The organism is Thalassospira xianhensis MCCC 1A02616 (assembly GCF_003326475.1).
Lineage (GTDB): Bacteria > Pseudomonadota > Alphaproteobacteria > Rhodospirillales > Thalassospiraceae > Thalassospira > Thalassospira xianhensis.
In genome coordinates, this window is record NZ_JPWA01000011.1 from 1 (window position 1) to 17,296 (window position 17,296).

At 56.5% G+C, this 17,296-nt stretch carries 13 protein-coding genes; 3 read left to right on the forward strand and 10 right to left on the reverse strand.

What is annotated here, in order from left to right:
- Positions 1-233: 233 nt before the first annotated feature.
- The 6 genes from thpR to TH5_RS10600 all read right to left on the reverse strand — a co-directional run bounded on the left by thpR (position 234) and on the right by TH5_RS10600 (position 6,567).
- Positions 234-779 carry an RNA 2',3'-cyclic phosphodiesterase gene (gene thpR, locus TH5_RS10575; protein WP_114121844.1) on the reverse strand — a complete coding sequence of 182 codons (546 nt, stop codon included), beginning with the start codon at positions 777-779 and terminating at the stop codon, positions 234-236.
- Positions 780-840: 61 nt separating this feature from the next.
- The gene (locus TH5_RS10580; protein ID WP_114121845.1) at positions 841-1,707 is read right to left on the reverse strand and encodes a pirin family protein; all 867 of its coding nucleotides are present in this window, start codon (positions 1,705-1,707) and stop codon (positions 841-843) included.
- A 50-nt stretch (positions 1,708-1,757) separates the two neighbouring features.
- A complete protein-coding gene (locus tag TH5_RS10585) occupies positions 1,758-2,798 on the reverse strand; it encodes an NADP(H)-dependent aldo-keto reductase (RefSeq protein WP_114121846.1) in 1,041 nt (346 codons plus the stop codon).
- Positions 2,799-2,942: 144 nt separating this feature from the next.
- Entirely contained in the window at positions 2,943-4,061 is a 1,119-nt protein-coding gene (locus TH5_RS10590; RefSeq protein WP_062950973.1) for an FIST signal transduction protein, read from the reverse strand.
- Positions 4,062-4,214: 153 nt separating this feature from the next.
- A complete protein-coding gene (locus TH5_RS10595; RefSeq protein WP_062950972.1) occupies positions 4,215-4,916 on the reverse strand; it encodes a J domain-containing protein in 702 nt (233 codons plus the stop codon).
- A 904-nt stretch (positions 4,917-5,820) separates the two neighbouring features.
- A complete protein-coding gene (locus tag TH5_RS10600) occupies positions 5,821-6,567 on the reverse strand; it encodes an arylesterase (RefSeq protein ID WP_244204877.1) in 747 nt (248 codons plus the stop codon).
- 184 nt (positions 6,568-6,751) lie between these two features.
- Between TH5_RS10600 and TH5_RS10605 the strand changes: the two genes are divergently transcribed.
- Entirely contained in the window at positions 6,752-7,498 is a 747-nt protein-coding gene (locus tag TH5_RS10605; protein ID WP_244204878.1) for an ABC transporter ATP-binding protein, read from the forward strand.
- Positions 7,495-10,077 (forward strand): ABC transporter permease, encoded by a 2,583-nt coding sequence (locus TH5_RS10610; protein ID WP_114121848.1) that lies wholly within the window; start codon positions 7,495-7,497, stop codon positions 10,075-10,077. The genes TH5_RS10605 and TH5_RS10610 overlap by 4 nt, the downstream gene beginning before the upstream one ends.
- Before the next feature lie 77 nt (positions 10,078-10,154).
- Here TH5_RS10610 and TH5_RS10615 read toward each other — a convergent pair whose 3' ends face one another.
- Together TH5_RS10615 and TH5_RS10620 are read right to left on the reverse strand one after the other, a co-directional pair.
- Positions 10,155-11,771, reverse strand: coding sequence for an acyl-CoA synthetase (locus TH5_RS10615; RefSeq protein ID WP_114121849.1), 1,617 nt, complete (start codon positions 11,769-11,771; stop codon positions 10,155-10,157).
- A 163-nt stretch (positions 11,772-11,934) separates the two neighbouring features.
- Positions 11,935-13,467, reverse strand: a complete 1,533-nt coding sequence (locus tag TH5_RS10620) for a hypothetical protein (RefSeq protein ID WP_114121850.1) — start codon at positions 13,465-13,467, stop codon at positions 11,935-11,937.
- A gap of 252 nt (positions 13,468-13,719) precedes the next feature.
- Between TH5_RS10620 and TH5_RS10625 the strand changes: the two genes are divergently transcribed.
- Positions 13,720-14,439 carry a Bax inhibitor-1/YccA family protein gene (locus tag TH5_RS10625; protein WP_062950961.1) on the forward strand — a complete coding sequence of 240 codons (720 nt, stop codon included), beginning with the start codon at positions 13,720-13,722 and terminating at the stop codon, positions 14,437-14,439.
- A 91-nt stretch (positions 14,440-14,530) separates the two neighbouring features.
- Here TH5_RS10625 and TH5_RS10630 read toward each other — a convergent pair whose 3' ends face one another.
- Together TH5_RS10630 and htpX are read right to left on the reverse strand one after the other, a co-directional pair.
- On the reverse strand, positions 14,531-16,108 hold the full coding sequence (locus tag TH5_RS10630) for a hypothetical protein (protein ID WP_114121851.1): 1,578 nt from the start codon (positions 16,106-16,108) through the stop codon (positions 14,531-14,533).
- 189 nt (positions 16,109-16,297) lie between these two features.
- Positions 16,298-17,239, reverse strand: coding sequence for a zinc metalloprotease HtpX (gene htpX, locus TH5_RS10635; RefSeq protein ID WP_114121852.1), 942 nt, complete (start codon positions 17,237-17,239; stop codon positions 16,298-16,300).
- Positions 17,240-17,296 lie beyond the last annotated feature (57 nt).

The window sequence follows — 17,296 nt, forward strand, 5'->3', positions numbered from 1 at the left end:
AGGCTGGGGGCGTCTCGTGGCTGGTGGAAGCACGGGATTTGTCCGGCGTTGCCCGAAGCCCAGCATCGCTGGAAGTCGCCGTGGCGTGGGCCGTGAGCCTGATGGTCGTCTGTGGGACCCCAGGTTTGTTCGGGCTTCGTCAGTTGCGGGATGTCCGGTTTGGGGTTGGGTATTCTGCTATTGTCGCCATCATGCTTCCGTGGTCATTGGGGGGAAACGGGGCAATGGAAGCATTACCCGTTTGATCCGTTATAAGCCGCGACCACCCGGAATTCGGGGCCATCGACGGTTGAGTGGCTTTCGTAGAGGCAGAAGCGGTCGATGGTGAAGCTGCGGGAGGTCAGGCCGATATTGTCGGCCACCGCCTGTTCGACGGTCGCACGGGCGGCGTCGCGGTTACGACCAAGGGTGATGTGCGGGTTGAATTTGCGCATATCCATGTCCGGGCATTCTTCGAGCCGTAGCAATGCCTTTTCCACGCGGTTTGCAAGACTGTGCAATGCCGGTTGATCGGCGACACCGGCCCAGAAAATGCGCAGTTTGCGGGCGGATGCGAAGATGCCAAGGCCCTGCACGCGAAGATCGAAGGGTTCGAACGGGAGTTCGGACAGGGCCGCATCGATTTCTTTGGCCAGACCGGGATCGACATTGCCGATGAATTTCAGCGTGATGTGCATGTTTTCCGGGGTCTGAGCATCAAGCCCCCGGATCCCGCGCGCCAACGGGTAAAGATCGTCGGCAATATCAGCCGGGATTTCGACGCCAACAAACAAACGCATATTCGGAACTCACGCACGACAATCTGGCAGATGGGGATTTGAGTGGGCGACCGCCTGGTATTTATCCGGTCGAACGGCCCGGAAGCGGGATGATGTCATCCTCGCCCGGGATTTGCGGGAAGCGGCCCGCGGCCCAGTCCGCCTTGGCCTTATCAATCCGTTCCTTGGAACTGGAAACGAAGTTCCACCAGATATGGCGATAGCCGACCGGCAATCCGCCGAGCAGCATCACGCGGCAATCGGATTGGGCGACGATATCGGGAATTTCTTCGGGCGGGACATAAATGAAGTTTTCCGGTTCATACAGGTCGCCGTCGATGCGCAGGTTGCCGGAAACAACATAAAGGGCGGCTTCCTGATTTTCACCGGGCAGCAGAAGCTGCGCGCCGGCATCCATGCGGACATCAAGATAAAACAGCTTGGACTTGACCGGAACCGGCGCGGTTTTGCCAAATGCCTCGCCCGCGATCAGGCGCATATGCAAACCGGCATCATCAATGACCGGCAGGTCATCCCTGGCGATATGGAAAAATTCCGGATCGGATTCTTCTTCGTCTTCGGGGAGGGCTGCCCACAATTGCAGGCCATCGAGTTTATGATGGCTGTTGCGCACCGCATCGGTTTCGCGTTCGGAATGGGTGATGCCGCGCCCGGCACTCATCCAGTTCAGATCGCCCGGCTGGATTTCAAGAAGGCTTCCAAGGCTGTCATGATGGCGGATCGCACCTTCGAAAAGATAGGTGACGGTGGCAAGGCCGACATGGGGATGCGGGGCAACGTCAACACCCTGCCCCGGTTCGAACGATGCCGGTCCCATGCGATCAAAAAACACAAACGGACCGACAGACCGGACATCCCGATGTGGCAGGACGCGGCGCACGGACAGGGGACCAAGATTGGCTTCCTTGCCTGAGATCAAGATGGACATGCGCCGCCTCCTTCTAAATGTTCTTCAGACTAATCTGGTTTCTTCCTGCCTTACGGGCAAGGGTTCGGCCAGGTGGTCTGGATTTTCTCGATCTCGGCCAGAACGTCGTCGGACAGTTCGACATAGGCAGAGCCGATATTGGATTTGAGCTGTTCCATGCTGGTCGCGCCAATGATGTTGGCGGTCAGGAACGGGCGGGTATTGACGTAAGCCAGTGCCATCTGTGCGGGATCAAGCCCGTTATCCTTGGCGAGTTTGACATAGGCCATTGTGGCCTTGATGCCATTTTCCGTCAGGTAACGGCCGAAATATTGCGGCCAGATGGTTGTCCGCGCGCCTTTCGGGCGGGCCCCGCCAATATATTTGCCCGACAATGCCCCACCGCCCAACGGCGAATACGCCAGAAGACCGGCATCTTCGCGGATCGAGCATTCGGCCAGACCGACTTCATAGGTGCGGTTCAAAAGCCCATATGGGTTCTGCACCGAAACCACACGCGGCCAGCCTTTTTTCTCGGCCAGTTCAAGGAACTTCATCAAGCCCCACGGGGTTTCGTTCGACAGGCCGATATGGCGGATTTTGCCCGCCTGTACGAGGTCATGCAGGGCTTCGAGGGATTCCTCGATCGGGGTGAATTCCTCGTTCGCGTCATGGACGTAACCGAGTTTGCCAAAGAAGTTGGAATTCCGGTCCGGCCAATGGAGCTGATAGATATCGACATAGTCGGTTTTGAGGCGCTTGAGCGAACCGTCAATCGCCTCGTTGATCTGCGCACGGGTCAGGCGCGGACCACCCCGGACATAGGGAAAACGTTCGGCCGGGCCGACAATCTTGGTGGCGATCACCAAATCATCGCGGCGGCCGCGTTTTTCAAGCCAGTTGCCGATGATGGTTTCGGTTTTGGTGAAGGTTTCTTCCATCGCCGGAACCGGATACATTTCGGCGGTATCGATGAAATTGACTTCGTTACTGGTGGCGTAGTCAAGCTGTTCGAAAGCTTCGTCCTGGCTGTTCTGCTGGCCCCAGGTCATGGTGCCCAGGCAAATGACACTGACATTGATGTCAGTTCGTCCCAATCGACGATATTCCATAGATCAATCCCCTTTTGCGCCCTGATTGGGCGCACTTTATTTTCAATGGTATGAATATATCCCGGTCGCGGAGTGATGAAAGCTTTTAGCGCGAGTTTTCTTGCAACATCATGGAATTGCAATGAATTTTCGACGCATTCGACCCTAGATGAACAGGGTCAGAACCCCGGTATAGCTGTAAAAGCGATCATTGCAGACCTCGCCACTGCCGTAAAATCCGGTGAGCGGCAGATCACCGATTTCATCGCGGATGATCATCATTTCGCGGCTTTCGGTGCCAAACAGATGCGGCCCGCGGGCGACACAACTGCAATAAAGCGCACCACGCGGTTTGCCCGGCAGGCGTTTTTGCAAATCAGCCAGCATGCGGCGCAGATCCTGTTCGGCGGCAACACCGTCACGCCGGACAAAACGGATGGTATCGCCCACCTGCACATCACCACTGATGGCCATCAGATTGTTGTGCGGATCGACCCCCATCAGGTTGCGGACAACAAAATCGCCGGTGTCCGACCCCGGCACCATCAGGGCAACGTGATAGCGGCCCGAGGCGATGGAATGCTCGCTGCCATCGGCTTCCATTTCCGATTTGAAAACGTCGAGTGCCGGGCGGTCATCAAGGGTGGCGATAATTCCTTCGCGTCCCTCGGTCACGCGATGCACCGGCCCGACCGGGGTGCAGGCCTGACTGATGCCGACCTGTACCATTGTTTTGCCGGCAAACAGAACGCCCGACAGACCACCATTGACGACCCTGTCGGCAATTTGCGGGGCACCGCGTTCGCCCGATGCAATACCGCCCACCAGATAGGTTGAGCCCATGCGTGCCAGTTCGGACAGTGTTGCGAGACTTTCCGGGGCCGCCGGATCACCATGGACAAGACCAAAGATCGGTTGCAGGCGATCAATCGCGCGCTGCAATTCCGGCGCGTCAAGATCGGCATCGGTTTTAAGCGGTTCGAAAATATGGAAATCGTCCGGGTCGATCTGGGCGACCATCACGGAGGCCGCCGGAACGCCGAAATAGGCCCGGCCTGATCCGCAGACGCCAATCCCGACGGTGCCAACCCAGTGTTCAAGCGACAGGCGGGAGCGCAGGAAAGTCAGGATGCTGCCGAGATCGGCGGCCAGTGCCTCGGACACATATAAAAAAGCCAGTGCCTGTTGCGGCAATGGCTGTGTTTGCAATTGATCGGCCAGTTCGGTGGCGACTGCTGCCCAATTTTCCCCGCTGGCATGTGCCGCATGAAATTCAGCCGTCATGCATTCTCCCGCTTTTTGAAAACCTGCCTGATGATGTGGCGGTCCGTTTTCTTGGTCTTTTGGTTATCCAAGCTCTATCTAAGCATTCGGGGGGGCCATTCACAATGGGCTGACTAAAGATTTCATTCCCACTTTGGTAAAGCCTGTAACCTGTCAGGCAATATGTCGGCGCAACAGGTCCATGGCGGCATTAAGCTGTGTCATGCGTTGATGCGATCCATAATTGCTGTCGGGGTGGTGGATGGCGGCCAGAACGCGATATTTGGCGCGGATCGACTTTATGTCGGGCCGGGCATTGGGCGCAAAGCCCATGACATGCAGGGCTTCGTTAAAGGTTGTGACCCCGCGATCAAGTGGTTCGAACGCCAGATTATCGACGATGGCGCGCAGACGTTCGAGTTCCTCGCGCGATTGCAGAAGTTCGACCGGTGGCTCGTGCTGCCGCTTTTTCATCGCGTGGGCTTCTTCAAGCGCCTTGCGTTCGGCGGCAAGGATATCGGCCTTTTCAACGCGCATCTTGACCTCGCCCTTGTCAAAATGAAGCGCCATGTTGAGCGCCTTGCGCACCGCGATGATCGAATGCCCCGGTGGCAAACGCAATTGCAGCCTTGGTTTGCGCCGCCAGGGGCGGCCTTCGGCGGGGCCGGATTTCAGGACGATGGTTTCACGATCACCGGGGGGCGGATCACCCGGATCCTCGTAATCCTCAATCGCGCCCTGGGGCACAATCAGCATGACGGAACGCGCCAGATCGGCGGCATTCACACCGCGCTTGGTCGCCAGCGCCAGAACGGCATCACGGAAAACCGATGAACACGGAATGGTATAGGATTGTTTGACGGATTGTGTTGCCATCGCCCCTTATCGCCCCCTGCCCTATTTTTAGATGTAAAATCAGCCTGTTAGATGACGCTTTCAGATATTGCCGCTCGTGAAACTGCCTGTTGAGGCAAAGTGTAGCGGTCGGGGACTCGGCCTGCAACTGCGTTTGTAGGCAAAATTGAATCGCTTCCGATTCATCCACAGGGGAAAATCGGCGGTTTCTGTTTGATATTTTGAGAAGATGACCCAATTCAATACATTGATATTAAATGATATTTTTGGTTTTGCAGAAATTCGCCGGGCGCATCTTTGGTGTTTCATCAGCAAAAATCCGCTACGGCCTTTCGCGCACAAGGGAACGCGGCAATTTTCGGATAATTCATTGTTATAAAACGATTATACTGAATTTCCGGGAGTGCATTGCAGTTGGGTGGGCTCCCGGCATTTTCATCCATCCGGTGTGCCGGTCTGCTGTGTCGCGGTCATGCCAAAGCGTGTTACCTACGAATGCAGTTGCAGGTGGCAATATTCGAAACATAACCGAAAGTAAATGGTGTGTTAATTTCACACCTGATCAGGTGTTTTGAGCGGTTTTTGCCCGTTTTCGGGTCCGTTTTGATGATTTTGAACCCTCGTCCGCAACACATTAAATAATTGATTTAATTTGATTAAATTCGAATTTTCAGTTTCATCGCAATTGATCACGGCTATGGCGACAGTATCGTTTCGGTTTGTTTTCTAATTCTATCTACGAATGTAGTTTTTTGGTTGGATTTCGACGAAATTGCCGTGCCTGCGGGGTGGTTCCACACCCGTCCGGGTGCATTTTGGGCCCCATTACCACATTGTTATTGAACGATTTTTCAGAAATTCGTCCAAAAACGACAAAGGCTGTGACGGGCGTCACAGCCTTTGGATCGTCAGATGATCTGCAAAATCAGGAATCGGCTTCCAGCACGTTAATCACCTGGGGCAGGATGCGTTCAACGATCACCTTGACCCCATCGGCATTGGGATGGATGCCGTCATCCTGATTAAGGCTGGAATCGGCGGCGACCCCATCAAGGAAGAAGGGATAGAAGGCGAGCTGATATTCTGCCGCCAGTTCGGGGTAGATTTCATTGAATTCAGCCCCGTATTCCTTGCCCATATTGGGCGGCGCCATCATTCCGGCCAGCAGAACGGCAACATCGCGATCGCGCAGTTTTCCAATGATGGCATCAAGGTTTTCGCGGGTCTGGGACGGTTCGACCCCGCGCAGCGCGTCATTGGCACCCAGTTCAAGCAACACCACATCGGGATCATCGACCAGCGCCCATTCAAGGCGCGAAAGACCCGCAGCCGTCGTATCGCCGGAAACCGAACTGTTAACGACCTTGACGTTATGCCCGGCATCGCGAAGGGCGGCTTCAAGCCTAGGGGCAAAGCCATCCTCGTGCGACAGGCCATACCCCGCCATCAGGCTGTCGCCATAAAGCATCAGGGTTTGCGGGGCATTGTCGGCGGCATTGTCCGCTGCCTGGGCATCATGGATGCCAAGCAGGCTCATCGTGCCCATCAGAATGCCAAAGGCCAAACCCGCCGGGCGAAACAGATTCCGTGAAAGACGCCGAAACAGACCGGGCTTTTCCCGGGAAGTGAACTGGTTAACAGCCGGGTCTTGCCCGAACAGCGTATATGCCACAAATCTCACCTTATGTTTTGTCATCTTGCACAATCGGTTACCCCTTGGTTACCTGTTGGTCACCCATTGGTTACCTTGAGATAAACAAGTTTGAACTCAACTTTGAACCGTCGATACTTAATTCCGTACAGTTATTTAACCCGTTTGCCTAACCTTGCAATGCCTTAGCCCGATTGGACCTGTAATGAGTGTTACCGAAACTGCCACTATCGCGGATAAAACCACGGCCACGACCAAGGCCGGGCGTCAGCGCACCGTCGATGTTTCCGGGCTTAAGCTGAGCCTTAAGGGACCGGCGGGGATCGTTGATATCCTCAAAGGGGTCGATATCCAGATTGATGCCGGCGAACGTGTCAGCCTTGTCGGACCATCGGGGTCCGGCAAAACGTCGCTTTTGATGGTGATTGCCGGGCTGGAGCAGGCGCAGGAAGGCACGATCAATATCTGTGGCGAGGATTTGCGCAAGCTTGATGAAGATGGTCTGGCCCTTTATCGCCGCCATCATGTCGGCATCGTGTTTCAGGACTTCCACCTTGTGCCGACCATGACCGCCCTTGAAAACGTGGCCCTTCCGATGGAGTTCGCAGGACGCAAGGATGCGTTTGAACGCGCCGAGGCGGAGCTTAAGGCCGTCGGGCTTGGTCATCGCATCGGGCATTATCCGGGGCAGTTGAGTGGTGGCGAGCAGCAGCGCGTGGCATTGGCACGTGCGCTTGCGACCGACCCGGAACTGCTTCTGGCGGACGAGCCGACCGGCAATCTTGACGGGGCCACGGGTGAAACGATCATCGAATTGCTGTTTGATCTGGCGAAACGCAAGGGTTCGACTTTGCTTCTGATTACGCATGATCCGGGGCTGGCATCGCGGTGCGACCGGTCGATCATGCTGCGCGACGGGGAAATCGTTACGCAACAGGATACCGGGGCATGAGCAGTATTTCCCAATCCACCAACGGGGCGGAAAAGCTGTGGTCGATTGCCTGGCGGGTCTGCCGACGGGAATTGCGCGGCGGGTTTTCGGGCTTTCGCATTTTTCTGGCCTGTCTGGCACTTGGCGTTGGTTCAATCGCCGCGGTCGGAAACGTTTCGGAATCCGTTTTAAATGCGCTTGAGCGCGATGGCCGCACCCTTCTGGGCGGGGATGTCGAGCTTCGCCTTGTGCATATGCCCGCCAGCGAGGAACAGCAGACCTGGCTTTCGGAGAATACCGAACGGATGGGCGAGCTTGCGACCATGCGCGCCACCGCCTATGGCCCGGAGCAGCGCAGGCTGGTCGAGCTTAAGGCGGTTGATGATGTCTATCCCCTGTTTGGCGAGATGGAACTTGCCGACGGTATTCCGTTTGACGGTGCGCTTTCCAAAAAGGACGGTGTCTGGGGCGGTGTTGCCGAGGCCGGGCTTCTGGAACGGCTTAAGATCAATGTCGGTGATACGGTGCGCCTTGGCGATATCAATATCCAGGTGCGCGGCGTGATCGCGACCGAGCCCGACAAGGCCGTCGGCTTTTTCAATTTCGGGCCGCGTTTGATGGTGTCGATGGATGCCCTTGCGGATACCGGGCTGGTACAGCCCGGCAGCCCGATCAATTTACAGCCCGGCAGCCTGATCAATTATTATTACGCTTTGGATCTGAATGATGCGGAAACGCCAAAGGTGTTTCGCGACCGGCTTGATGCACAGTTTGAAGATGCCGGGTGGCGCGTGCGCGATGTGTCGGATGCCAATCCGGGCCTGCGGCGGTTTATTGAGCGGCTGACGCTGTTCCTGACGCTGGTGGGGCTTTCGGCCCTGCTGGTCGGCGGGATTGGGGTTGCCAATGCGGTGCGCAGCCATATCGAAAGCAAAACATCCGTTATCGCGACGCTTAAATCCATCGGGGCGTCGCATGGGCTGGTGCTTCGGATTTACTTCCTGCAAATCCTGATGCTGTCGCTTGTCGGGATTGGCATCGGGCTTCTGATCGGGGCGGTCACACCGGCGATCATTGCACCGCTTCTGGCCGGGCGTTTGCCGATTGATGTGACATTGGGTCCGGCATTGCCGTCGCTTCTGATTGCAACCGCATTTGGTGTTCTGACCACACTGGTCTTTGCCATGCCGTCGCTTTTGCGCGCGCGTGAAATTCCGGCAGCACGGCTTTTCCGCGCCAGCGCGGGATTGATGAATGGCAGTGCGCTTCGCAAGCGTGACCTGCCTTATGTTGGTGTGCCGCTTATCCTGTTGCTGCTGCTTACGGTCTTTACCGCGACGGATCGCGAGATCGCGCTTGGCTTTATCGCCGGGTCGCTTCTGGCGATTGCGGTTTTTGCCGCGGCGGGCAAGGCAATTGTATCGCTTTCAAAACGGATGACCGGCGGGCGGAATGCCTTTAGCCGACTGGCGCTGGCGAACCTGCACCGGCCGGGTGCGAGCACGGTGCCGGTTGCGCTGTCGCTTGGGCTTGGCCTGACGCTTCTGGTGACGATTTCGGGGATCGAGGGCAACCTTGATCACGAGATCAACGAGAATTTGCCGGACTCCGCCCCGGCGTTCTTCTTCCTTGATATCCAGCCTGATCAGATGGATCAGTTCAAAACGCAACTTCTTGAAAAAGATAACGTTTCGGATATCGAACAAACACCGATGCTGCGTGGGCGCGTGGTTGCGATTGACGGGGTCGATGCCAATGATGTTGGGCCGGGGGATGATCGCTGGTTCCTGCGCGGTGACCGTGGCCTGACCTTTGCGGCAAGCCCGCCGCCGGAAACCCAGATCGTGCGCGGTGAATGGTGGCCAGCCGATTATGACGATGCCGCCAAGCCGCTTGTTTCCATCTCGCGCGATATTGGCGAGGCATTTTCGCTGGAGCCCGGTGATACATTGACCGTCAATTTGCTGGGCCGGGATATCACCGCCGAGATTGCCAACTGGCGCGAAATCGAATGGCAGAGCCTTCGGATGAATTTCGCCATGGTGTTTTCGCCGGGCCTGATCGACAAGGCACCCTATAGCCTGATTGCGACGGCGCATATGCCGCGCGAGATGGAAGAACCGGTTGACCGCATGATCGGCATTGATTTCCCCAATGTGTCGGCGATCCGGGTGCGCGAGGCGCTTGAGGCCGCCAATGCCATTCTGGCCGGGATTGGAACGGCGCTTAACGCGACCAGTTCGATTGCGATTGTCGCCGGTGTTCTGGTCCTTGCAGGCGCAGTTGCCGCCGGGCGGCGCAAGCGGATTTATGATGCGGTTGTCCTTAAGACCCTTGGAGCGACACGCGGCAATATCCTTTATGCCTATGCGCTGGAATACGGGATTTTGGGCCTTGCGACCGGGGTGATTGCCGCCCTGTTTGGCAGTCTTGCGGCCTGGTCGGTTCTGGTGCTGATCATGGAAGCATCATGGACGTTCCTGCCGATGACGATCTTTGGCCCGATTGCGATTGGCCTGTTTGCGACCCTGTCGGCGGGCTTTATCGGAACCTGGCAGGCGTTGCGCAGCCCTGCGGCACCGCTTTTGCGCAACGAATAGTGCGCCGTACATAACAACGAAAAGGGCCGGTTCATTGCAAACCGGCCCTTTTCATTTTGATCTGGTATCGGCTGGAATTATGCCAGATCGCGAAGCGCACGACGAACGACCTTGCCGGTTGTCGTCATCGGCAATTGGTCCATAAAGGCGATTTCACGCGGATATTCATGTGCCGCCAGGCGGGTTTTGACGAAATCACGGATATCGGCTTCAAGCTCCGGACTTTGGGCAAAGCCATCGGCCAGCACGACGAAGGCCTTGACGATCTGGCCGCGCTGTTCGTCGGGCTTGCCGATCACACCGGCCATGCGCACGGCGGGATGGCCGATCAGGCAATCCTCGATCTCACCCGGGCCGATGCGATAACCGGCCGAACTGATCAGATCATCATCACGCCCAACAAAGCGGATATAGCCATCCGCATCCAGTTCACCCATATCGCCGGTCAGAAGCCATTCGCCGATGAATTTATCGCGGGTGGCTTCGGGATTGCGCCAATATTCCAGAAACATCACCGGATCGGGTGACCGAACCGCAATCCGGCCCATTTCCCCAGCAGGCAGCACATTCCCCGCCATATCGATCACCGCAACATCATGCCCCGGCACGGGGCGGCCCATGACGCCGGGTTTGGGTTCCATGATCGACTGACAGGAACTGACCACCATGTTGCATTCGGTCTGGCCATAAAACTCGTTGATGGTGACGCCAAACACCCGACGCCCCCAATCAAGAAGTTCCGCACCCAAAGTTTCCCCACCGCTTGCGATGGATCGAATATTGCATTTGAACTTTGCCGCCACATCATCCCCGGCGGCGCGCATCATCTTGAGCGCGGTTGGCGGCAGGAAGGTATTGCGCACGCCATATTCGGCAATCAGGCCAAAGGCGGCCTCGGCACTGAATTTTTCAAAACGATGGGCCACGACCGGCTTGCCGTGATGCCAAGCTGGCAGCAGGACATCCAGCAACCCGCCGATCCATGCCCAGTCGGCCGGGGTCCACATGACATCGCCATCCTGCGGAAAGAAATCATGCGACATTTCGACACCGGGCAAATGACCCAGCAGCACGCGATGGGCATGCAATGCGCCTTTTGGCTGGCCGGTGGTGCCGGATGTATAAATGATCAGGGCCGGTTCATCGGCCCGCGTCTTGACCGGTTCGAAATCGTCGCTGGCCTCGGCCGAGAGTGCCTTGAAATCAAAACAGCATTCAGGCGCGCCATCAATGACATAGACATATTCAAGCGCTGGCAAAAGATCGCGGATTTCAGCAATTTTACGCGCCCCTTCCCGATCGGTCACCAATGCCTTGGCGGCACAGTTTCCAAGCCGGTATTCAAGGGCCTCGACCCCGAACAGGGTAAAGAGCGGCACGGCAATGCCGCCCATTTTATAGGTGGCGATATGGGCAACGGCGGTTTCGGGGCTTTGTGGCAACAGAATACCAACCCGATCCCCGCGCCGGATGCCGTGACGGCGCATGACATTGGCGAAACGGTTCGACAGACGTTTGAGCTGGGCAAAGCTGTAATCGCGGCGTGAACCATCGCGCCTGCGATACATCAGCGCAAGACGATCCGGATCGTCTGCCCACTTGTCGCAAACATCGACACCAATGTTGAAATGGGTGGGTACGTTCCAGACAAAATCCGAACGCACCGACGCGTAATCCGCACGAACCGGCAGCATGTTTCCTCCCTGTATCCGCCACGTCTTTTTGATTTTTTGATTTCACGACGTTTTGGTCGGCGACATGCTAGTCGATGCATCCGCAAATATGAACCATTTTGTCATGCGCCATCAGGCACAGCCCGGTGTCATACCGAACGGTTCAATCTAAACGGAAAGGGCTCTAGCGTGCCGGATCAAGCAGGAAGGTAAAATTGGCCGGTTGGCCAGCATCGGTAAAGGCCGTGGCATGACAGCCAAGGCAGGTGCCATCGGCCTGATGCTGGATAAAGCTTTCGAGCGCGGTATTGGTCAGAAAACGCGGAATTTCCCCGACGCCAAACGGGGCACCACCACCATTACCGATCCATTGGGTTCCGAGCAGAAAATAGTTCTGCAAGACACTGCCTTCGAGTTTGCGCTGCCAGACAAAATTGGCTTCGGCCGTGCCGGAAAACAGCCGCCAGCATCGGACAATATCGGGGGCAGCAACCCCGTTCCCATCGGGGGCACGGGCATAGGGTGGCTGATCGGCCCAGCGCAGATCGGACCTGATGATCCCGTTTGCCGCACGATCCGTTTTACCTTCCAGCTCACCCCCACCATAGAAGATGTAATCGCGGTCGGTTTTTTCGGGTGCCAGACAGCCATCGGGGAAAAGATCATTGGCGATGATGCTGTTGGGGCGTCGGGCATTGTCGGCCAGCGGTGCATTGTCAGCATGTTCGAAGCTTGACCAGATCCAGCGATCCCCGTTACCGCTTTTGACCCGCTGGACAATATGCAACCCGACCAGTCCGACCGTGACATCAAGGCATCTGGCGGTGCCATCAAGCGTATCATCGGCAGCAAGTGCAATCCGGGCCGGGCGGGTATAGTAACGATCCTGATCCGCGGGGCTGGTAATGATCCGCCATGCGAATTTCGTCAGTTGCGCACCGGGTGTCAGCCAGGTCTTGTCACTGGCAAGCAATTCCGAATTATCGGCGACCTTTCCGCCAGCCGACAGGGTCAGCATCGGGAATTCCACCGACTGGCCGCTTTGGGCAAAGGTCAGACGCCCCTGCGCCGTCCCAAGACCATTCCAGCGGATATAATCAGCCGCAACATCATTGATCCGCGTGTCATAGAGGATGAAATTGCCCGACTGATCAATCAGGATATCGCCCGATGACTGGATAAATGCCGACAGCAGCAGATGCCCGTCAGGCAACCCGGCGCGGCAAGAGGCATTGGTCTTTGCGACATCACCAAACACATCATTCTTGGTGGCATAACTTTCCCAAAGCCCATGCCCCGCATCAGGTTGGCGATATCCGGTTGCAATCGGCGCACCGGCATCATCATGGGGCCATAGCAGCGAAACAAAGGATTGCCATGAAAAACGGTCAAAAGGACGCTGTGCCTCGTAAGCGACGAAGCGATAGATGAAATTGGCATCGAATTCGGGCACGTCGACCGGCATGGCGGCACAAAGTCCGCCCACGCCGGTTGTCGCGCAAAATTCATCTTCGGGATAAACCGCGTTGAAAACCGGTATCTCGTTGGCCTTTTTCGATGCGACAAAATTGGGATTCTGGGCGGATGCCGCAGACAGGGTGACAAGCAGAACGATGCTGGCAACCAGCAATCCGACAACAAGCCGCAGCAAAGTCACCGGTAAAGACCGATCCGGGTTTCCTGACATATCATTGATATCGAAAAACTTTTTTCGCATGCCCGATCAATCCGTAATCACAGCCGGCAGAAAAGCACGGTTCGTGAAACCTGATACGTGATTATAGGCCGAATTGACCAGAAAGTCGCGAGAGCACATCCCGCGCAGCCAAGTGAACAAGATCACAATATCGTCAGTCCGAAACGAAAGGTCATCGGCCAAACCGTTGCTTTTCACGGAAATCCTGCCATATTTTCAGCATCGCAGAGTTCTATGAACATTCTGCCCGTTATGGATCAAAGAGGGATTTCAATGGCTTTTGAAACGCGTCAACGCGGCTATGACGTCTCGGTTGGCCGGTCGGCGGCCGAGATTGATGAAGGTCTCCGCGCCTATATGCTGCGTGTCTACAACTATATGGCATCCGCACTTGCCCTGACCGGTATCGTCGCGATGGCTGTGTCGACCAGCCCTACCCTGATGCAGGCGATTTTCGGAACCGGCTTGCACTGGATCGTGATGCTGGCCCCGATCGGCCTCGTCCTGTTCCTGAGCTTCCGCATCCACAAGATGAGCTTTGGCGCTGCACAAACCACATTCTGGATTTATGCGGCTCTGATGGGTCTGTCGCTGTCGTCGATCTTCCTCGTTTACACGGGTGAAAGCATCGCACGGACCTTCTTCATCACCGCAGGCACCTTTGCCGCGATGAGCCTTTATGGCTACACGACGAAGAAAGACCTGTCGGGTTGGGGAAGCTTCCTGTTCATGGGCCTGATCGGGATTATCCTGGCCAGTGTCGTGAACATCTTCCTTGGCAGCACGATGCTTCAGTTCGTGATCTCTGGTGCTGGCGTTCTAATCTTTACCGGTCTGACCGCCTATGACACCCAGCGGATCAAGGAAAGCTATCATGCGCACGATGATCAGGCGACCGCAGGCAAAAAAGCCATCTTTGGCGCCCTGCAGCTCTATCTGGACTTCGTGAACCTGTTCGTAATGCTGCTTCAGTTCTTCGGTAATCGCGAATAGAACTGATCCCCGGCATTCGCAGTCGGAAAACCCCGCATCCGAAAGGCTGCGGGGTTTTCTTTTGCCTGCTTGGAACGTGACAGGAACCGGATTACGATGCCTTGGCTTCGCTGGTGCCACCGGTTGCATCAATCACCGATTGGCGCTGAGCGAGTTGGTGAAGCATGTTTTCAGCGCGGGTAAAGCTGCCCGAAGCCGCGCGCGCCGCACCACGTGCAGCGGCCTCGTCAAATGCCTCGTAGGCCTGCGAGAAATTCATCCGTGCCTGGGATATCAGCTTGATATCCTTTTCCGCGGCACCGGTCGAAAACTGGACACTGCCAAGCGCAAACATGGCCCGCCCCCAGAGATAGGGATGATCCCGTCTGGAGCAAAACTTGAGTGCGGCCTGAAAAACGGGGATCACCTGTTCGGCGGGGACGCCGATGCTGCCAATAGAGGACTGGGCGACAACGGATTCGGCCAGGCCATAAGCGATCTGCGCGTATAGCACCGTATGCGCCTTTGCATTCACCAGCCCCAGCGCCCGACGGTAATGGCCGCTGGCGGTTTGCGCCATTTCGATATCTTCGGTTTCCTTGGCGTGGATCATCATGGCCTCGCCCAGTTTGCCAATGGCAATTGCGCGGGAAACGGGCGTACCGGCCATCAGTTCAAAGCGACGTTCGAGAAGCTTCCACAGGCCAATGGCCGTCGCACCCGAACGCGCGTTCATGTTGCTTACCATCGACCAGTTCAGAAGCGTGCCATACAGAGCCAGAACGGCTGAGCGTTCAGGATTGATCAGGGCCAGATCACCGATCCCGCGCAGCATGTCTTCGGTTTTGATGACAGTTTCAACGACCTGTTGCTGGGTGACACGTTCATGCAAAAGACCGGCTGGCTGCTTGGCCTTTTTGACGTCTTTTGGTGGCTCTGCCGCCATGATCAAAAATTCGCGGACGATTGGTTCGATGGCGCGAATGGCGCTGACGCAATAGCTGCGTTCCCCGGTTTCAGCCAGCATGACAGCACCAAAGGCATAGGCGGTTGCCACCCCCTGCCCGACATCGGCAAAGTTTTCGCCGTTATTGATCCGTTCCTGAAGGTCTGCGAGGTGCGACGTAAGGCGTGCAACCTGCAAGGCGCGCTGATCATGGCCGCGCGCACGTGCCAGCAATTCGCAGGTCAGCAGGATATGCAGAGCGGCTGCGGTATCCTTATGCTGTGGCTGACGGAAGGTGTGAACCAGTGGCAGCAGCAATTCATAAAGCGGGGATGCCAGCAAATCGTTGCTGAAATGAACATCAAGCCCGCCGGTGTCCGGATTGGTCTGCCCCCAGAACACCGCCTGGGCATCCTGACGCCGGGCCAGATTTAACACACCGGTATGGGCTTCGCGCACGGCCTGAAAAGCATCGGCGATATCGGTACTGATTGCGACATGCCGGCCCAGCATCAATGCAGCGGTATCGGGAATATCGGAAAGGGTTCGTTTCAGCCAGTCACCGGCCTGATCGGGCAAAGGCGTTCCGGACGGATCTTCGGGAACGAAATGGGCAATGGCATAAAGGCATGGCTCGACACGTTCACCCGGCATATCGGCCGGAAGAGAACCGTCTTCAACCATTTCCCCGGTTGTAAAGATGGACTTGAAAACAAGCCCGACCATCGACCAGAAGCCCGCCATTTATCCCCTTCTCAAACGCCCTTCATCATCCGTGGCCGGAGGTTGACTTAGATGATCGTGATATAATCACTTGCGGCGACGGCGGCGTCAATAATACGCCACCCCCTTTCACACCATACCGAAGGATAAAATCCGACCGTGATGTATAGGGTTGGATGGGGAAATCCTGAAATTTTTTAGTATCTTAGATTAGTTCCAGGGACGACGACGCACCCGGCGATCCTTTGCCACCCCGGACCACGGACCGGACTTTGCCGGTGCAGTCGTTCCCGATTGTGGCGCTCCGGCCATTTCACGCAGTTTGGCGATACGGTTGGACATGCTCGGATGGGTTGAGAACAGACTGTCGACACCTTTGCCCGAAAGCGGGTTGGCGATATACATATGCGCGGTCGCCGGGTTGCGTTCGGCATCCATGTTCGGAATGGCATGAACGCCCTTATCAAGTTTGTTGAGCGCGGAGGCCAGCCACATCGGATGGCGGCAGATTTCAGCGCCGATCTTGTCGGCTTCGTATTCGCGGGTACGCGAGATTGCCATTTGCACCAGCATCGCACCTAGCGGTGCCAGAATGGCGACAAGGATCATCCCCACCCCGCCCAGCGGATTGTTGTTATCGTTTCGCCCGCCGCCGAACATCCCGGCAAACATGGCAAAGTTCGCCAAGGCGGAAATCGCCCCGGCGATGGTGGCGGTGATGGTCATGGTCAGGGTATCGCGGTTTTTGATATGGGCCAGTTCATGGGCCATCACACCGGCAATTTCATTGCGATCCAGCAACTGCATCAAGCCGCTGGTTGCGGCGACGGCTGCGTTTTCGGGATTGCGCCCGGTGGCAAACGCATTGGGCTGGGGATTGTCGATCACATAGACCTTGGGCATCGGCAGCCCGGCATTCTGTGCCAGTTCGCGCACCATCGATACCAGTTCGGGTGCCGCGTGGTCATCAACCTGTTTTGCACCGCGCATGCGCAGCAACATGGAATCCGCATTCCAATAGGCAAACACATTCATCGCGGCAGCAAACAGCAATGCGATGATCATGCCCTGCTGTCCACCGATCATCATGCCAACCACACCAAACAGTGCAGTCAAACCGGCCAGCAGCAAACCTGTACGCACATAATTCATGATCGACACTTCCTTTGACGAATACTTCGGCCAGAAGATAGGGAGAAAGTACGCCAA